Raw genomic sequence first — 16,614 nt, 5'->3', positions numbered from 1 at the left:
CTGGGCGCCCTCGAGTGACCGTGGCGCCCCGGCGGAGTGCCGTCCGTCACCGGCAGCGCCTAGGATCGCCCGGTGACCGCCGCGAATCAGCAGACCGCGAAGAGTGAGGCGTCATCGGGCGAGGCGCGTGCGGGCGCGGCCCGGAGCGCCACCGTCAAGGATGTGGCGGCGCTCGCCGAGGTTTCCCCGAAGACCGTGTCGAACGTCATCAACGGCTTCGTCCATGTGTCGCCGGCGACCCGGGAGCGGGTGCAGCGGGCGATCCGGCAGCTCGGCTACCGGCCCAACCGGGCCGCCCGCAATCTGCGCCGCGGCAGCACCGGCATGATCGCGCTGGTACTGCCGGAGCTGGACGTCCCGTACTTCGCCGAGCTGGGCCGCCACTTCCTCACCACGGCCGAGGAACACGGCCGCACCCTGCTCATCGAGCAGACCCTCGGTGACCGGGACCGGGAGGTGTCCGTCATCCACGGCCTCGGCGAGCAGCTCGTGGACGGCCTGGTGGTCAGCCCGCTCGCCCTGCACGGCAGCGCCCTCGCGAGCCATCTCGGCGCGGTGCCGCTCGTGCTCATCGGCGAACGCCCCAGCGGCGGCCTCACCGACCACGTGGTCATCGACAACGTGGCCGCCGCCCGGGAAGCGGTGACCCATCTGATCCGCGGCGGCCGCCGCCGGATCGCCGCCGTCGGCCCGCGGCCCGAGCCGTACCTCGGCACCCCCCTGTTGCGCAGGACCGGCTACCGCCAGGCGCTGGAGGCGGCCGGGCTGCCGCTGGATCCCCGGCTGGAGCGGAAGACACCCCGCTACCACCTGCGGGAGGGCGCGCGGGCCATGGAGGCGCTGCTGGACGAGCCCGAACCACCGGACGCCGTGTTCTGCTTCAGCGACGCGCTGGCCCTCGGCGCGCTGCGCGCCCTGTACGAGCGCGGGCTGCGGGTCCCCGAGGACGTGGCCGTGATGGGCTTCGACGACATCGAGGCCACCCGCTACAGCACGCCCAGCCTGAGCACCGTCGCACCCGACAAGGGCGCGATCGCCCGGCACGCCGTCAGCCTGCTGCTGGAGCGGATCGACGCGCCGGGCCGGCCGCCCCAAGGGGTCGTCGTGGGGCACACGCTGTGCACCCGCGAGTCGACCGAGGGCGGCGCCTGATCACTGGCCTCCCAGGCCGGTGGTGGCCACCGACTTCACGATGCGGCGCTGGAACAGCATGAAGACGACCAGCAGCGGCAGGGAGCCGAGGACCGAGGCGGCGGACTCCTGGGCGTTGCGCAGCCCGGTGGAGTCCTTCACGGTCGACAGCCCCACCGGAAGCGTCATCAGCTGAGGATCGCTGGTGCTGATGAAGGGCCAGAGGAAGTTGTTCCAGGTGTTGATGAAGACGAAGATGGCCACCGCGGCCAGGATCGGCCGGGACAGCGGCATGACCACGTTCCAGAACACCCGGAAGCTGCCCGCCCCGTCGATCCGGGCAGCCTCCTCCAGCTCGCGCGGAATGCCGTCGAAGAACTTCTTCAGGATGAACACCATCGCGGGCGCCACCACCTGCGGCAGGATCACCGCCGCGTAGGTGTCGACCAGGTTCATGGCGAGCATCTGCCGGAACAGCGGCACGATGAGGATCTGCGGCGGCACCATGATCGAGGCCACGGTGACGGCGAAGAGCACCCGGCGGCCACGGAAGAGGGTGCGCGAGAAGGCGTACGCCGCCATCGCCGAGACGGCCACGGTGAGCGCCGTGACGCACACCGCGATCACCACGCTGTTCACCGCCCACACCGGGAGATTGCCCTGGCCGAAGATGGTCCGGTAGGCGTCGAGGGTGAAGCCCGCGTCGGGGAGCCAGTCGACGCCCGACGCGCTCGCGTCGACCTCCGACTTGAACGAGGTGTCCACGCCCCAGCCGAACGGCACCAGCCAGGCCAGCGCCATCAGCGCCAGCGCCAGCAGGGTCACCACGCGGGGGAGGGGCCCGGTCCCGAGCGTGGGGTGCCAGGCCCGGCCGCCGCCGTGGCGGCGCCGCCGGGCGACTTCCCGGGGCATGGTCGAGCGCGTCTTGCCCGGTGTACGGGGTGAGAGTGTGTCGGGGGCCATGGCGCGATCAGTCCTCCCTGCGCGAGAAGATCTTCAACTGGGCGAGCGAGAGGATGATGATGACTCCGAAGAACACGTACGAGATCGCCGAGGCGTAGCCCAGCCGGTAGTTGGTGAAGCCGGTGTCGTAGATGTACTCCAGGATCGGCCGGGTGGTCCCGTCGGGGCCGCCCCTGGTCAGCAGGTAGATCTGGTCGAACACCTTCAGCGACGCCATCACCTGCAACACCGCGATCATCCCGGTGGTCCGGCGCAGCTGCGGCAGCGTGACCGACCACAGCCGCCGCCACGCCCCGGCGCCGTCGAGCGCGGCCGCCTCGTAGAGGTGGTCGGGGATGGCCTGCAGCGCGGCCAGGTAGAGCAGGAAGTTGAAGCCCACCGTCCACCACAGGGTGACCAGCGCCATGGACCACATCGCGTACTTCTCGTCCGTCAGCCAGCCGATCCCGTCGAGCCCGACCGCGTCCAGCAGGCCGTTGAGCATGCCCCGGTCCGGCTGGTACAGCATGTTCCAGATCTGGTAGACCACCGCGACCGGCAGCAGATGCGAGGCGAAGAAGGACAGCCGCCACAGCCACTGCCCCGGCATCCCCGTGTACACCAGCAGGGCCATCACCAGGGCGAGAGCCACGAGGGGGACGGTGGACAGGATGGTGAACCAGACCGTGTTGCCGAGGGTCTGCCACACCTGGCTGTCACCGAGCGCCTCGGTGTAGTTGTCCAGGCCGACGAAGGTGCTGCCACCGGAGCCGGTCAGGCTCGCGTCGGTGAGGCTCATCCACAGGCCGATGCCGAGCGGCACGACGAGGAAGAGCCCGAAGAACACCAGGAAGGGGGTGGCGAACAGCCACCCGGACCCGGACGCGGCCCGCCGCGTGGGGGTGGGGACGGACGTCATGACGATGCTCCTTTCCGTTGCGGTGCCGTCGCCATCAGGCCGGATTCGGCTGGGCCAGCAGGGTGTTGATCTGGGAGACCATCGTGCGTACCGCCTTTGCAGCGGAGGAGCCGCCGATCGCGGGGTCGAGGGCCTGGGACATCCGCGTCTGGAAGTCCGAGCCGGAGCCCGCGAACCACACGGGCGGGTCGAGCGCGAGCTGCTTCGCGGCGTCCGCGTACTCGGACTGCGGCCGCAGCTTGGCGTACCCGGCGGACGAGACCGCCGGGAGGTACGCCGGGATATGGCCGGCCGTCGCCCACGTCAGCCCGGACCGGACCAGCTCCGCCACGAACTGGTGGGTGCGCCGCCGGCGCTCCGGGTCCGGGTTGTCCTGGTGCGGCAGCACCAGTGCGTGGCTGTCGGCCGCGCCCGCCGGACGGTCGTAGAAGGTGGGGAGGGGCGCGCCGCCCAGCCTGTCCTTCAGGGTGGTCCGGTAGGTGGCCATGTCCCACTCGCCGGAGAAGATCATCGGCGACCGGCCGCCCGCGAAGGCGGCGATCGCCGTCTGGACGTCCATCGTGCGGCTGTCACGCGCCAGTTCGGCCATGAAGCCCACCACCTCCACGGCGGTGTCCTCGTCGATCTCCGCCCGCTCGCCCGAGAGGTCGAAGGTGGCGCCGGTCTGGCTGTACAGCGACCAGAACATCCGCCAGCTCATCGCCGGGTCGTTGGCATGGCCGAAGACGGGCCCGAGCTTGCCGCCGGACCGGCGGAGCTTGTCCATCAGCTCCAGGGCGTGCTGGGGCGATTCGAAGGGCACCAGCCGCCCCTCGCTCGTGAGCAGCCCCGCCTTGTCCAGCACGTCCCGGTCGTAGAAGACGACGAACGGGTGGGTGTCCAGCGGGATGGCGTACGGAGTGCCCTGGTACAGGCTCCGCTTGACGAGCGTCTGGTTGAGGTCGTCCCGCTTCAGGCCGAACTCGGCCAGCAGGCCCATGTCCCAGGGGTCGAGCAGACCGCCGGGGGCGTAGCCCACCAGCCGGGCGAGGTGCAGGACGGCCACATCCGGTGAGCGGCCGCCGGCCGAGGCCATCGCGAGCTTGGTGTAGTACGGCGGGCCCCACTCCAGCACCGTCGTCCTGACCTTGAGACCCGGTACGCGCTTCTCGACGCTGCGCGTCATGTCCTTCATCAGCCCGCCGTCGGGGCCGGTGAACAAGTTCCAGTAACGGATCTCGTCCCCGCTCGTCACGCTCCCGGCGATCGAACCGCAGCCGCCGAGCGCGGACCCGGTGGCGGCCGCGCCCGCGCCGTACACCGCTCCTCTCAGCAGGCCGCGCCGGGTGAGACCGGTCATCGTCGCTCCTCGCCGGACGGGTGCGGGCATTCGGGCAGTAGAACGTTGTTCGGGATATCGAGCGGCGATGTGGCGGGTCGAGACATGGTCAACTCCGGTGCGGGGAAGAGCGGTTCGGCGGGCAGGGGTATGCCATCACCCGCTTACATCGTTGTAAAGACCTGATACACCTCGGAACATCCGCTCATCGGTCCGTGCGGCGGGGTTCATTGGACAGGCGGCACGCGCCGACGCAGACTGACCCCACGCTTCAGGATCACCCCGCACATCCCGGGGCTCGCCCCGGCCGACCCGCTGGAGGCGTCGTGGCCGTGCAGATCTGTTCGTTGATCGTCGCTGAGCCGCAGGTGATCCCGCCCGGCGGGTATCGCGTGGTGCGGTTCCCCTTCGGCACCGCCGAGTCCTATGACGCCCTGGGCATGCATCAGGTGGCCCAGCCCGACGGCTACACGATCAAGAACTGGCGTACCGATGACCGCGCGGGGCTGATATGGCCCGCGGCCGACGGGTGGGGTGCGCTGACGGCGATGATCCAGTGGGAGGCCGGGGGATACGGCGAATTACGGGACCGGTTCGTACGGGATCCGCTCGGGCTGTCGACGGGCGCGGACTCGACCGCCACCGACCACCGGCCCCCGAGCCACGGTATGCAGTGCTTCACCAAGCACCACGAGATGTTCGTCCATCCGCGGACACCGCTGGCGCTGATGGTCTCTCACAACGGCAGCTCCCCGGCGAGGCTGGTGCTCGCCGAGTTCAAGCTGGCCATCCACCCGGTCTGAACACCGCACCGGGCGGCGGGCGTCAGACCTCGCCCCCGAGCTGTTGAGCTTCACCTCGCGGTCGCGGAAGAAGCTCCCCTCGCAGAACATGCACGTGATCCATCGGTCCCCGAGAGCCGCACGCACAGGCTTGGACACGTCCCACCTTCCCGCCACCGAGGTGGCCTGCTGCGTCGCGCGCATCAGCGCGTGATCAGCATAGTCGGAGCGATGTGGTGACCCCTGTCGGCGATATGGCCAACAAAATCGGTGTCAATCTTGTTGACCTGGATTACCTGCGACGCGCACTCACTCAGGGAGAGCGCGATGCCGAAGGAAGCCCGTCCAGGCACCGGAGAACCGGCCCAGCAGCACGCGCTGACCCAGCTGAGGCAGGCGATTCTGTGCGGCGAGATGGCACCCGCCCAGCGGCTGGTGGAGAACGAACTCGCCGAGCAGTTCGGCGTGACCCGGGCCAGCATCCGCGCGGCCCTGATCGATCTGGCGTCGGAAGGGCTGGTGGAACGGATCCGCAACCGCGGATCGCGGGTGCGGGTGGTGTCCGTCGAGGAGGGGGTGGCCATCACCGAATGCCGCATGGTCCTCGAAGGGCTGTGCGTGGCCAAGAACTGCACGCCCGGATCAGGGAGATCTCCGGTCGGCAGGTGACCGTGGAACTGCTGGAACGGCTCAACGCACAGCTGGTGCGCCACCGTTTCCAGCTCGCTCTGCGGCCGCGGCGCCCCCAGCGGTCCCTGAGCGAGCATCTGGCCATGATCGAAGCGATCAGGTCCAGGGACCCGCAGGCGGCCGAGGCGGCCGTCCGCACCCACCTCGAGGGCGTGATCGACGCGTTGCGTGAATGACGCGTCGCGCGCCGATGGGAAACACGGTGACGGCCGTCAGGGCGCGGTACCAGGCGACCGGTCCGCTCTGCGACACGTCCGGCCGGGGCGTTCGGCATGGCCGACCGGGCGCTAAGAATTCGACAGGGCGCCGCATGACCCTCGATCGTGCCGCGAACGCACCTTAGGGTATATCCCGATATGTCAATGGATCCGGTGGGTCGCGCGCATACCTGGTGCGACGAGCGGCTTCCCTTGCTCTCGGCGGTCGGCGCGCAGCTCACGGACCGCGAGGTGATGGAGTACGCCCTGACGCAGGCGGTCTCCGAGCTGGGCGGCATCGCGGGAGCGGTGCACTGGTCGTGCGGGCCCGCGGGCAGCCATGAGCTGCGCCTGGTGCTGGCCGGCGGGCTGCCCCGGTCCGTCCTCCGGGACTGGGAGGAGATCCGGGAGGGCGACCCGGCGCTCGCCCCCGCCCGGGCCGTACAGGATGCCGCGTTCGTCTGGATGCCCGCCCTCGACGGCCACGGTCCGGATACCGGGAGTGCCCGGCCGTACGCGTACGGGAGGCTTCCCCGGGCGACCATGGTGGCGGCCGTCCCCCTCTTCGCCGAGGGCGCCCCCGTCGGCGCGCTGTCCGTGTTCACCGGGCCCGGCGCGCCCACCGCCGAGCAGCGCGGATTCCTGGTGAGGATGGCCCGCTGGGCCTCCGGGCGTCTTTCGGCTTTCTCCCCCGTGGCGGGCCGGGCCCACCCCTGGTGGCAGCAGCAGCCGGTCGCCTCCGGGGTCCGTCAGGCGCTGGTGGCGGCCACGGTCGGTTCCTGGGAGTGGGACATCCGTACGGGCGAGATGGTCTGGGACGCGGCGGGGCTCACCCTCCTGGGCATACCGGAGGACTACGAACAACGCATCGAAAGCTGGGTCGGCCTCATCCACCCCGAGGACGTGCCGCGGGTCATGGCCGCCACGCAGGAGGCGCTGCACGGGCACGGTGTGTACGAGGCCGAGTACCGCGTGTGCCGTCCCGACGGCACCACCGGCTGGGTCCAGAGCCGCGCCCATCTGGTGCTCGACGGGCGCGGAGAACCCATCCGCATGATCGGCCGGGTGTGGGACACCACCGAGAGCCGTATCGCGCGGGAGTCCGTGGGGCAGGCGCTGCGCTTCATGAGCGACGCGTTCCTGGCGGTGAACCGGGAGTGGCGGATCACCTTCCTCAACGTCGAGGCCGAGCGCCTCGTCGGCCCGTCCGTGGACGTGCTGGGCGGGCCGCTGTGGGACGGTCCCGCTGGCCTGGTCCCCGGTCTGGAGGCCCGCTGCCGGCACGCCGCGCTCGACGGCACACCGGCCGGATTCGACCTCCGGTGGCCCACCGACGGCCGCTGGTACCACATACGGCTGGTCCCGGGGCCCGACGGGCTGACGGCCTACCTCACCGACGTCACCGACACCCGCAACCGGGCCGCGCGGCGCGAGGCGGCCGAACGGTCCGCCGCCGAGCAGGCGGCCAGGATCCGCGGGCTGACGAGCGCGCTCGCCGAGGCGGTGACCACCGACGACGTCGTCCGCGTGGCCGCCACCCACATGCTGTCCCCGTTCGCCGCCTCGGGCCTGCTGACCCAGGTGCTGGAGGGCGAGCGGCTGCACGTCGTCGGGGCCGCGGGGTATCCGCAGGCGTTCCTGCACAAGATCGACGGGATCGCGGCGGCCGACAGCCACCCGCTGCTCCACGATGTGCTCGCCTCGCGCCAGCCCCGCTTCATCTCCTCGGCCGAGGAGTACGTCGAGCTGGCGCCCGGTCTCGCCGGCTATCCGGCCCTCGCGGAGAAGAACGCCTGGGCCCTGCTGCCCCTGATCGCCTCCGGCGAGCCGAACGGCGTGTGCGTCGTCGCCTTCGCCGAGCCCCACCGCTTCTCCGACGACGAGCGCACCTTGCTGGCCACCCTCAGCGGCATGGTCGCCCACGCCCTGGCCCGGGCCCGCCTCTACGACGCCGAGCACGCCCGCGCCCAGGCGCTGCAGCGCGGTCTGCTGCCCCAGGACCTGCCCACGCCGTCCGCCGTCACCGCGGCCGTACGGTATCTGCCGGCCAGCAGTGGCACGGAGGTCGGCGGCGACTGGTACGACATCATCCCGCTGTCCGCGGAGCGGGTGGCGCTCGTCATCGGCGATGTGATGGGCCACGGGCTGGCCGAGGCCGCCACCATGGGACGCCTGCGCACCGCCGTGCACACACTGGCCAACCTGGAGCTGCCGCCCGAGGAGGTCCTCGCCCACCTCAACGACATCGTCGGCGACCTCGGCGACGACTCCTTCGCCACCTGCCTGTACGCCGTCTACGACCCGGCCTCCGGGGTCTGCTCCATGGCGCGCGCCGGACATCCCCCGCCGCTCCTGGTGCGCCCGGACGGAACCGTGGAGTGCCTGGACATCGAGCCCGACCCGCCCCTGGGCGCCGCCGACCCCCCGTTCACCACCGCCGAACTGCGGCTGCCGGGGCACAGCCTGCTGGTGCTGTACACCGATGGCCTGGTCGAGTCGGCCACCCGCGACATCGACGTGGGTATCGCCGAGTGCTCCCGGGTGTTCGCCACCGACCTCGGCCACCGCCTCGCCGTACCCGGCCGTCCGCCCCCGGCCCGCGGACCCGGCGAGAACCACCGCGAGGACCGCAGGCGGCTCGACCGCCTCTGCGACACCCTCATCGACACCATGCTGCCCGCCCAGCAGCTGACCGCGGACGACACCGCCGTGCTCGTCGCCCGGCTGCACCGCACCGCCCCCGAGAACATCGCCGTCTGGCGGCTCCCCGACGAGCCGGTGGCGGCCTCCCTCGCGCGCGACCACGTCCGCGGCCGGCTGCGGGAGTGGCATCTCGACGAGCTGGTCATGACCACCGAACTCCTCGCCAGCGAGCTGGTCGGCAACGTCGTGAGGCATGCGAAGGGACCCGTCCACCTGCGCCTGCTCCGCGGCCGGTCGCTCATCTGCGAGGTCTCGGACGGCAGCGCCACGACACCCCGGATCCGCCGGGCCGCCGAGATGGACGAGGGAGGACGCGGCCTGCAACTGGTCGCGGCGCTCTCCCAGCGCTGGGGGACGCGCTACACCGCCGACGGCAAGTGCATCTGGACGGAACAGCCCATCCCACCCCAGCGATCCTGAACACGCCCTGCGCGATGGGCAGTTGACGTAGTCTCCTGGTTGACATTCTCGCCCGCGTGGTACGAGGTCAACCAGGAGGACGCAGTGCCCGGAAGCTCGCGCATCCGCAAGGTCTCGTTCGTCTTCGGCAGCGCCATCGCCTTGGTCGTCGCCTTACCCGGAAGCGCTCTCGCGGACCCGCCGAAGGCCCTGCCGGGCAACGCGGACGCGCTGGAGACGACGTTCCAGCCCGCCTACGACTACGACACCGACGGCTGCTACCCCACCCCCGCCATCGGCCCCGACGGGACGCTGAACGGCGGGCTCAACCCGTCCGGGTCACCGAGCGGGCAGTGCCACGACGCCCCGGACCTCGACAACACCAACGGATACGCACGCTCGAAGTGCGACAACGGATGGTGCGCCGTCATGTACGGCCTCTACTTCGAGAAGGACCAGGCGTCGATCGGCGGACACCGCCACGACTGGGAACACGTCGTGGTGTGGGTGCAGAACAACCAGGCCCAGTACGTCTCCACCTCCGCCCACGGCGGGTTCACCACCTACAGCCGCGACAAGATCCGGTGGGACGGAAACCACCCGAAGGTCGTCTACCACAAGGACGGGCTGAGCACGCACGCGTTCCGCCCCGCGAACACGGGCGACGAACCGCCCGAGAACGACCACCACACCTGGCAGTTCCCCACCCTGGTCGGCTGGAACGGCTATCCCGCGGGCCTGCGCGACAAGCTGAGCCAGGCCGATTTCGGCAGCGCCAACTTCGGCCTGAAGGACGGCAACTTCGCCGCCCACCTCCAGAAGGCCAAGCCGTCGGGCATCCCCTTCGACCCGGGCGCCTGACCACCACGCGCCTGACCGCCCCCGGGTCAGCCCAGGGCACGGTCGAGATTGAACGCGGCGCTGATGAGCGCCAGATGGGTGAACGCCTGCGGGAAGTTGCCGATCTGCTCACCGGTGCGGCCGATCTCCTCCGCGTACAGCCCGCAGTGGTTGGCGTACGTCAGCATCTTCTCGAACGCGAGCCGCGCCTCGTCCAGCCGTCCGGCCCGGGACAGCGCCTCGACGTACCAGAACGAGCAGATCGAGAAGGTGCCCTCCTCGCCGCGCAGCCCGTCCGGGCTGGCCTGGGGGTCATAGCGGTAGACCAGCGAATCGGACACCAGCTCCTCGCCCAGCGCGTCCAGGGTGGACAGCCACTTGGGGTCGGCGGGGGAGATGAACTTGGCCAGCGGCATCATCAGCACGGAGGCGTCGAGTACGTCGTCGCCCTCGTGCTGCACGAACGCGTGCCGCCGCGGGGACCAGCCGTGCCGCATGATCCTGCGGTAGATCTGGTCGCGGGTCCGCGACCAGCGGGGCATGTTCGCGGGCAGGCCGCGGTGGGTGGCGATGCGTATCGCCCGTTCGATCGCGACCCAGCACATCAGCCGTGAGTACAGGAAGCACTGCGGGCCGGCGCGGGTCTCCCAGACGCTCATGTCCGGCTGGTCCCAGTGCTCGCAGACCCAGTCGACCATCTCGCACACGGTGTCCCAGTGGTCGCTGGCCAGGGGCTTCCCCCACTTGTCGTAGAGGTAGAGGGAGTCCACCAGCGCGCCGTAGATGTCCAGCTGGAGCTGGTCGACGGCCCCGTTGCCGGACCGGACCGGGGACGAGCCCAGATGGCCCTCCAGATGGGAGAGGTTCTGCTCGGTGAGTTCGCTGCGCCCGTCGATGCCGTACATGATCTGCAGCGGCCCGCCGGGGCCGTCCCGGAGCCGGATGTCCTCGGACAGGAAGCGCACGAACGCCTCGGCCTCGTCGGTGAATCCCAGCCGCAGCAGCGCGTAGACGCAGAACGCGGCGTCGCGGATCCAGACGTAGCGGTAGTCCCAGTTGCGCTCCCCGCCGATCTGCTCGGGCAGACTGGCCGTCGGGGCCGCCACGATGGCGCCGGTCGGCGCGTAGGTGAGGAGCTTGAGGGTGAGCGCGGAGCGGTGCACCATCTCCCGCCAGCGGCCGCGGTAGCGGGACTGGGAGAGCCAGCGGCGCCAGTAGCGCACCGTGGCGTTGAACAGGTGCTCCGCCTCGGCCAGCGGACACGACCGTGGCCGCACCGCGCCGCCGATCCGGTCGAGCGCGAACACCGCGGCCTCGCCCTCGGCCAGCTTGAACGAGGACACCGCGTCGACGCCGTCGGTCTCCACGGTGACGCTGGAGGTCAGCGCGAGGGACAGGTCCGGGGAGTCGAAGACCGTGAGGTGGCCCTGCCGGTCGCTCACCGTGTGCGTCTGCCGCCCGTAGTCGAAGCGGGGCGCCACCCGCGCGGTGAAGGGCAGCGAACCGCGCACGCACAGCACCCGGCGGATCAGCCGGTGCCGGTCGGCCTCCCGGGAGTCGTCCTCGACCGGCATGAAGTCCTGGACCTCGGCGACCCCGTCGTCGGCGAAGAAGCGGGTGATGAGGATGTTGGTGTCGGGGAAGTAGAACTGCTTCGTCCGGGCGGGGGCGTCCGGGGCCAGCTCGAACGCGCCGCCGCGGTCGGCGTCCAGGATGGAGGCGAAGACGCTGGGCGCGTCGAACCGGGTGGGGCAGTACCAGTCGATCGTGCCGTTCGTGCCGACGAGCGCGGCGGTCCGCAGATCACCGATCAGGCCGTGCTCCGCGATGGGCAGATAGCGGGGTGTATCCGCCCTGCGGGGACGAAGGCTCCGGGCGACGGTCATCGCAACCTCCCGCGCTCACCGGTCGCGGTACCTCGGATTTCAGGATACGTCCGCACGCTCTACGAAGCGTCCGTGGCGATGGCCTTCAGCATCGGCACGCGCGCGGCCTGGCGACCCGGCCACAGGGAGGCGAGCACACCGATCACGGCGGCCGCGACGAAGAACAGGGCCGCCCTGCCCCACGGGATGACCACGGGGACGCCCTCGCCGGCGACGGCCGCCGCGCCGAAGACACCGCCGACGGCGACGCCGAGCGCGGAGCCGAGGAGGGAGATGGTCACCGACTCGATGCGCAGGACGGAGGCGATGCCCCGGCGGTCCAGGCCGATGGCGCGCAGCATGCCGATCTCCCGGACCCGTTCGAAGACGGCCATGCCCATGGTGTTCACCACTCCGAGGGCGCCGATCAGCACGGTGACGCTGAGCATGGCGTACATGATGGTGAGGAACGGGGCCGTCCGCGCGGTGACCGCCGCCCGGGCGTCGGCGCGGTCCCGCACCAGCAGCGCGGGGTTGTCCAGGGCGCGCCGGATCTCCCGCCGGAGCGCGTCCGTACGGCCGGGGGCGGCCTTGACCAGCACCGATTCGATGGTCGGCCGGTCCTCGGCACCGGCCGGGCGGGGCAGGGACCGGTCCCCGACGAGGGCGGGCGTCAGCCCGTCCGGGCCGTCGTAGACCGCGACGACGGGCAGCGTGGTCCGCCCGTCCGCGCCGGCGAAGGCGCCGCTGACGCGGGAGCCGAGCCGCCAGCCGCGGTCGGCGGCCAGCTCCTCGGTGACGGCGATGCCCTGGCCGAGACGGGCCAGCGAACCCTTCCGGACGGTGACCGGCGCCAGCCGTTCCACCGTCGCGGGGTCGACGGCGGTGACCTGGAGGGAGTCGTCGCCGGACAGGTCGAAGGAGGTGGGCACGAGGGCGGTGACGGCCTCCGCGTCGGCGAGCCGTGCCACCCGCGCGGCGGTGTCCTCGCCGACCTCCGCGAAGTCGACGGCCGTGATGCGCAGGTCCGAGGTCATGGAGCGGTCGACCTCCCGCTCGTCCATGCGGTTCACCGAGGCCACGGCCACCGTGACGGCGGTGACCATCGCGAGCCCGACCATGAGGGTGGTCGCGGTGGCCGCCGTACGCCGCGGGTTGCGGCGGGCGTTCTCCACGGCCAGCTTGCCGCGGACGCCCGCCAGCCGGGTCAGCGGGGCGCGCAGCAGCGCGGTGACGCCCAGGGTGAGCAGCGGGGTGAGGACGATCAGGCCGATGAGGAGGACGGGTACGGCGCCGAAGAGCACGTCCGTATCGTCGAGGGCGGCGCCCAGCAGCAGCGCGCCGCACACCGTGACGGCCACGCCGACGCGGGTGCGGCGGTGTAGCGAGGCGGCCGTCGAGGGCTCGACGGTGCGCAGCGCCGCCACCGGTGGCACCCCCGCCGCGCGGCGGGCCGGAAGCCAGGCCGACAGGACGGTGACGCCGATGCCGACCGCGAACGCCGCGACCAGGGGCGTGGCGGACAGCAGCCGCGGCGGGGCGGCCGGTCCCCCGGTGACGCCGAACAGGCCGCCCAGCAGCCTCGCGACGCCGATGCCCAGCGCGTATCCGGCGGCCGAGGCGGCCGTTCCGACCAGGGCGGCCTCCGTCAGCACCCTGCGCATCACATGGCCCCGGGTGGCGCCGACGGCCCGCAGCAGCGCGTGTTCCCGGGCGCGGGCGGCACTGAGCATCGTGAAGGTGTTGGTGACCAGGAAGGTGGACACGAACAGAGCGACACCGGCGAAGCTCAGCAGCAGCTGTGTGAGCTTGCCGCCGTCCCCCAGGGAGTCGTCCGCGGACTCCAGCTCCGCCCGGGTGGCCGCCTCGACCCCGGACGGCAGCAACGTCCGTGCCTGTCGGGCGAGTTGGGCGTCCGAGGTGCCGTGGGCCGCGCGCAGGGTGATCGCGGAGTAGCTGCCCGGGGCGGGGGCGAAGTACCGCTCGGCGGTGGCGGTGTCGAAGGCGGTGAGCGTGCCACCCGCCTGCAGTCGGCTGTCATGGGCGGTGAAGAGCCCGACCAGCCGGGCGCTTCGGGCCGTGCCGCCCACCACGACGCGTGCCCGGTCGCCCACCCGGTACCCGGCCCGCTCGGCGGTCCGCCGGTCCAGGGCGATCTCCCCGGCGGTACGGGGGCCACGGCCCGCGGTGAGCGGATGGCGGGCGTCCTCGCCACGGTTGTCGGGTGCGTAGTTGACGCCCACGGCCCGGGCCAGGTCGCCCACCAGGCCGCCGTCGGTGCCCGCGACGAAGGAACGGCCCTCCAGCACGCCGCGGACCGCGGCCGCCGAGGGCAGCTTCCGCAGTTCGTGCAGCAGGGTGTCGTCGACCCGGGAGGCGTGGTCGGGGGAGTCCGGTGCGACCGTCACCGACACATCGGGTGGGGAGTCGGTCCGCGCCCGGGCGAAGGCCGCCTCCACCGAGTCGCCGTAGAGCAGCGAACCGGTCACGAACGCCACCCCGAGCAGGACGGCCAGGGCGGGCATCGCGAAGCGGAGCCGGTGGGAGCGGAGGGTGCGCAGTGCGGTGCGGAGCATCGGCGGCCTTAGAGGAGAGCGTGTGTCGAGTGGTGCGAGCGGGCCCGATCCTTCCGAGAGGACGCGGGCCGCCGGATCCACCGGATGACCGAGACGGGCCGCGCCTTGCCCTCGGCCGAAAGGCTGATGTGGCACGGGAGGCACGGCCGTAACGTGACCTGCCATGATCACCGAGTTCCGGGCCCTTTCCCGTCTCCGGCAGGTCCAGCTGTGCCTGGCCGGTGCCGTGTCGGTCGTCCTCATCGCCCTGGAGGGGCTGAACGCCCCCTATCTCGCGGTGGCGTTGGCGGCGACGATGTCCGGGACGCTGTGCCTGGCCGCCCTGGGGGTGCCGCAGCGCCTCCTGGTCCGGTGCACCGTGCTCGCCACGGTCTTCTCGGGCGGGCTGACCCTGGTGGAAGCCGGGATGTCCCGGCGCCCCGAGAACACCCCGGGACTCATCGAGCTGGGCGTCCTGCTGTGCCTCGTCACCCGTGTCGTGCGGCGCTGTTCCCCGCTGATGGCCTTCCTGCTTCCCGCGGCCCCCGCCCTCGCCGCCGTCGTCCTCCCGCTGCGGATCGCCGAACGGGGCGAGAACATCAACGGCGTGATGGTCCTCATCGCGGCCGGTCTCGTGCCGTTCATGGCGGTGCTGGGGCTGTGCCTGCGCCTGTACGACGCGCTCAGGGCCCGGCGGCGCGAGGCCATCCTCCAGGCTCAACGACTCGAACACGCACGGGAGTTGCACGACTTCGTGGCGCACCACGTCACCGCGATCGTCGCCCAGACCAAGGCCGCGCGCTTCACCGCGGCGGCCGGTCACACCCAGTCCCCGGAGGACCTGGACCAGATGCTCGCCCACATCGAGCGGGCCGGATCGCAGGCGCTCGGGTCGATGCGCGCCATGGTCTCCAGCCTGCGGGACCCCTCCGCACCCGCCGCCACCAGCCCCACCGGCGGCCTGGCCGGACTGCGCGACCTCACAGCAGAGTTCTCCTCGGCGGGCCCCTCCGCCGAACTGACCCTCGACGCACGGCTCACCGACCGTCCGCTGCCGCCCGAGATCACCACCGCGGTCCACCGCGTGGTGCAGGAGTCCCTGACCAACGTCCGCAAACACGCCGCCGGAGCGGGCCGGGTCCAGGTGGCGGTCACACTGCGCCCCGGCACGCCGGAGGAGTTGGAGGTGTCGGTGGCCGACGACGGCCGCGGCGGCACACCGGCCGCCCGCGCGGAGGCGGGTGGCGCGGGGACCGGTGGCGCGTGGAACGGGGGCGGCTACGGGCTGGTCGGCCTGACCGAGCGGATCGAGCGGGCCGGTGGCCGTCTCACCTCGGGGCCGGGGGACGGCGGCGGCTGGCGCGTCCTGGCCGTGCTGCCGCTGGACGCCCCCTGAGCCCTGCCCGGTTGACGGCCCAGACGCCTGCGATCATGTCGGGTATGACGATCCGGGTGCTCCTCGCCGACGACCAGGAGATGGTCCGCGCCGCGTTCCGCATGATCATCGACTCGCAGCCGGACATGCGGGTGGTCGCCCAGGCGGCGGACGGCGCCGAGGCGGTCGAGCAGGCCCGTGACCTGCGCCCGGACGTCTGCCTGCTGGACATCCGCATGCCCCGGCTGGACGGTCTGGAGGCCACCCGGCTGCTCGCCGGACCCGGCGTCCCCGACCCGCTGAACGTCCTCATCGCGACCACCTTCGACCTCGACGAGTACGTCTACCGCGCGCTGCGCGACGGCGCGTGCGGCTTTCTCCTCAAGGACGGCGCCCCCGGGCTGCTCACCGAGGCGGTGCGGGCCGCGGCGGCGGGCAACTCGCTGATCTCCCCTTCGGTGACCGTCCGCCTCCTCGAGCGGATGGCCCCCCACCGCCGCGGCCCCGCCCCCTCCGAGGCCCGGCCGGACCGCACCCCAGGGGGCGGGCCGGACGCGCTGATCGAGCCGCTGACCCAGCGCGAACTGGACGTCGTACGCCGGGTGGCCCGTGGCCGCACCAACGAGGAGGTGGCCGCCGACCTCTACGTCACCCTCTCGACCGTCAAGACCCACCTCGGCAATGTGCAGCGCAAGCTCGCCGCCCGCAACCGTGTCGAAATCGCCGCCTGGGCCTGGGAGAACGGGATCTGCCAGGGCGACCTGGACTAGGGGGTGTCGTGTGGATCATGCCGGGCTCCCGATGCCGCTGTGACATCAGCCGCTGCCGCGGCGGGCGGCACCTCGCGGCCCCGCGCTCGTCGCACGCAGCGCCGCTGCGCTCTCCTCACGCGGGTTGC

The 16,614-nt window shown here is 71.9% G+C and carries 11 protein-coding genes and 1 pseudogene; 7 read left to right on the top strand and 5 right to left on the bottom strand.

Features of this window, described 5'->3' with window-relative positions; genetic code table 11:
• Window positions 1-72 precede the first annotated feature (72 nt).
• On the top strand, window positions 73-1,152 hold the full coding sequence (locus ABZ562_RS15215) for a LacI family DNA-binding transcriptional regulator (protein WP_361478534.1): 1,080 nt from the start codon (window positions 73-75) through the stop codon (window positions 1,150-1,152).
• Here ABZ562_RS15215 and ABZ562_RS15210 read toward each other — a convergent pair whose 3' ends face one another.
• The 3 genes from ABZ562_RS15210 to ABZ562_RS15200 are packed head-to-tail and all read right to left on the bottom strand — an operon-like array spanning window position 1,153 to window position 4,331.
• Window positions 1,153-2,043 carry a carbohydrate ABC transporter permease gene (locus ABZ562_RS15210; RefSeq protein ID WP_361478868.1) on the bottom strand — a complete coding sequence of 297 codons (891 nt, stop codon included), beginning with the start codon at window positions 2,041-2,043 and terminating at the stop codon, window positions 1,153-1,155.
• A gap of 58 nt (window positions 2,044-2,101) precedes the next feature.
• Window positions 2,102-2,992: a sugar ABC transporter permease gene (locus ABZ562_RS15205; RefSeq protein WP_361478531.1), complete on the bottom strand. Its 891-nt coding sequence runs from the start codon at window positions 2,990-2,992 to the stop codon at window positions 2,102-2,104.
• A 34-nt stretch (window positions 2,993-3,026) separates the two neighbouring features.
• Window positions 3,027-4,331, bottom strand: coding sequence for an extracellular solute-binding protein (locus tag ABZ562_RS15200; protein ID WP_361478528.1), 1,305 nt, complete (start codon window positions 4,329-4,331; stop codon window positions 3,027-3,029).
• Between the two features lie 305 nt (window positions 4,332-4,636).
• On the opposite strand from ABZ562_RS15200, the gene ABZ562_RS15195 reads away from it, so the two are divergent.
• The 4 genes and pseudogenes from ABZ562_RS15195 to ABZ562_RS15180 all read left to right on the top strand — a co-directional run bounded on the left by ABZ562_RS15195 (window position 4,637) and on the right by ABZ562_RS15180 (window position 9,942).
• The gene (locus ABZ562_RS15195; RefSeq protein ID WP_361478525.1) at window positions 4,637-5,113 is read left to right on the top strand and encodes a hypothetical protein; all 477 of its coding nucleotides are present in this window, start codon (window positions 4,637-4,639) and stop codon (window positions 5,111-5,113) included.
• Window positions 5,114-5,419: 306 nt separating this feature from the next.
• Window positions 5,420-5,958: pseudogene (locus tag ABZ562_RS15190) on the top strand (GntR family transcriptional regulator).
• A gap of 195 nt (window positions 5,959-6,153) precedes the next feature.
• On the top strand, window positions 6,154-9,102 hold the full coding sequence (locus ABZ562_RS15185) for a SpoIIE family protein phosphatase (RefSeq protein WP_361478523.1): 2,949 nt from the start codon (window positions 6,154-6,156) through the stop codon (window positions 9,100-9,102).
• A gap of 84 nt (window positions 9,103-9,186) precedes the next feature.
• Window positions 9,187-9,942, top strand: a complete 756-nt coding sequence (locus ABZ562_RS15180) for an NPP1 family protein (protein ID WP_361478520.1) — start codon at window positions 9,187-9,189, stop codon at window positions 9,940-9,942.
• A gap of 26 nt (window positions 9,943-9,968) precedes the next feature.
• Here ABZ562_RS15180 and ABZ562_RS15175 read toward each other — a convergent pair whose 3' ends face one another.
• Both ABZ562_RS15175 and ABZ562_RS15170 read right to left on the bottom strand, forming a co-directional pair.
• Window positions 9,969-11,807: a glycoside hydrolase family 15 protein gene (locus ABZ562_RS15175; RefSeq protein WP_361478517.1), complete on the bottom strand. Its 1,839-nt coding sequence runs from the start codon at window positions 11,805-11,807 to the stop codon at window positions 9,969-9,971.
• Between the two features lie 59 nt (window positions 11,808-11,866).
• Complete coding sequence (locus tag ABZ562_RS15170) at window positions 11,867-14,362, bottom strand: FtsX-like permease family protein (RefSeq protein WP_361478514.1); 2,496 nt, start codon at window positions 14,360-14,362, stop codon at window positions 11,867-11,869.
• A 163-nt stretch (window positions 14,363-14,525) separates the two neighbouring features.
• Between ABZ562_RS15170 and ABZ562_RS15165 the strand changes: the two genes are divergently transcribed.
• Together ABZ562_RS15165 and ABZ562_RS15160 are read left to right on the top strand one after the other, a co-directional pair.
• Window positions 14,526-15,737 carry a histidine kinase gene (locus ABZ562_RS15165; RefSeq protein ID WP_361478511.1) on the top strand — a complete coding sequence of 404 codons (1,212 nt, stop codon included), beginning with the start codon at window positions 14,526-14,528 and terminating at the stop codon, window positions 15,735-15,737.
• Between the two features lie 44 nt (window positions 15,738-15,781).
• A complete protein-coding gene (locus ABZ562_RS15160; RefSeq protein ID WP_361478508.1) occupies window positions 15,782-16,486 on the top strand; it encodes a response regulator transcription factor in 705 nt (234 codons plus the stop codon).
• Window positions 16,487-16,614: the final 128 nt, after the last annotated feature.

Origin of the sequence: Streptomyces sp. NPDC019937, from assembly GCF_040631655.1 — a bacterium.
Classification (GTDB): Bacteria; Actinomycetota; Actinomycetes; order Streptomycetales; family Streptomycetaceae; genus Streptomyces.
Note: the sequence above shows the minus strand (reverse complement) of the source record. Positions and strands in the feature narration are given on the sequence as shown.

Coding starts and splice junctions, on each gene's coding strand:
- ABZ562_RS15205 (WP_361478531.1), bottom strand. CDS start 2,992: ATGACGTCCGTCCCCACCCCCACGCGGCGGGCCGCGTCCGGGTCCGGG.
- ABZ562_RS15160 (WP_361478508.1), top strand. CDS start 15,782: ATGACGATCCGGGTGCTCCTCGCCGACGACCAGGAGATGGTCCGCGCC.
- ABZ562_RS15210 (WP_361478868.1), bottom strand. CDS start 2,043: ATGCCCCGGGAAGTCGCCCGGCGGCGCCGCCACGGCGGCGGCCGGGCC.
- ABZ562_RS15165 (WP_361478511.1), top strand. CDS start 14,526: ATGATCACCGAGTTCCGGGCCCTTTCCCGTCTCCGGCAGGTCCAGCTG.
- ABZ562_RS15170 (WP_361478514.1), bottom strand. CDS start 14,362: ATGCTCCGCACCGCACTGCGCACCCTCCGCTCCCACCGGCTCCGCTTC.
- ABZ562_RS15175 (WP_361478517.1), bottom strand. CDS start 11,807: ATGACCGTCGCCCGGAGCCTTCGTCCCCGCAGGGCGGATACACCCCGC.
- ABZ562_RS15200 (WP_361478528.1), bottom strand. CDS start 4,331: ATGACCGGTCTCACCCGGCGCGGCCTGCTGAGAGGAGCGGTGTACGGC.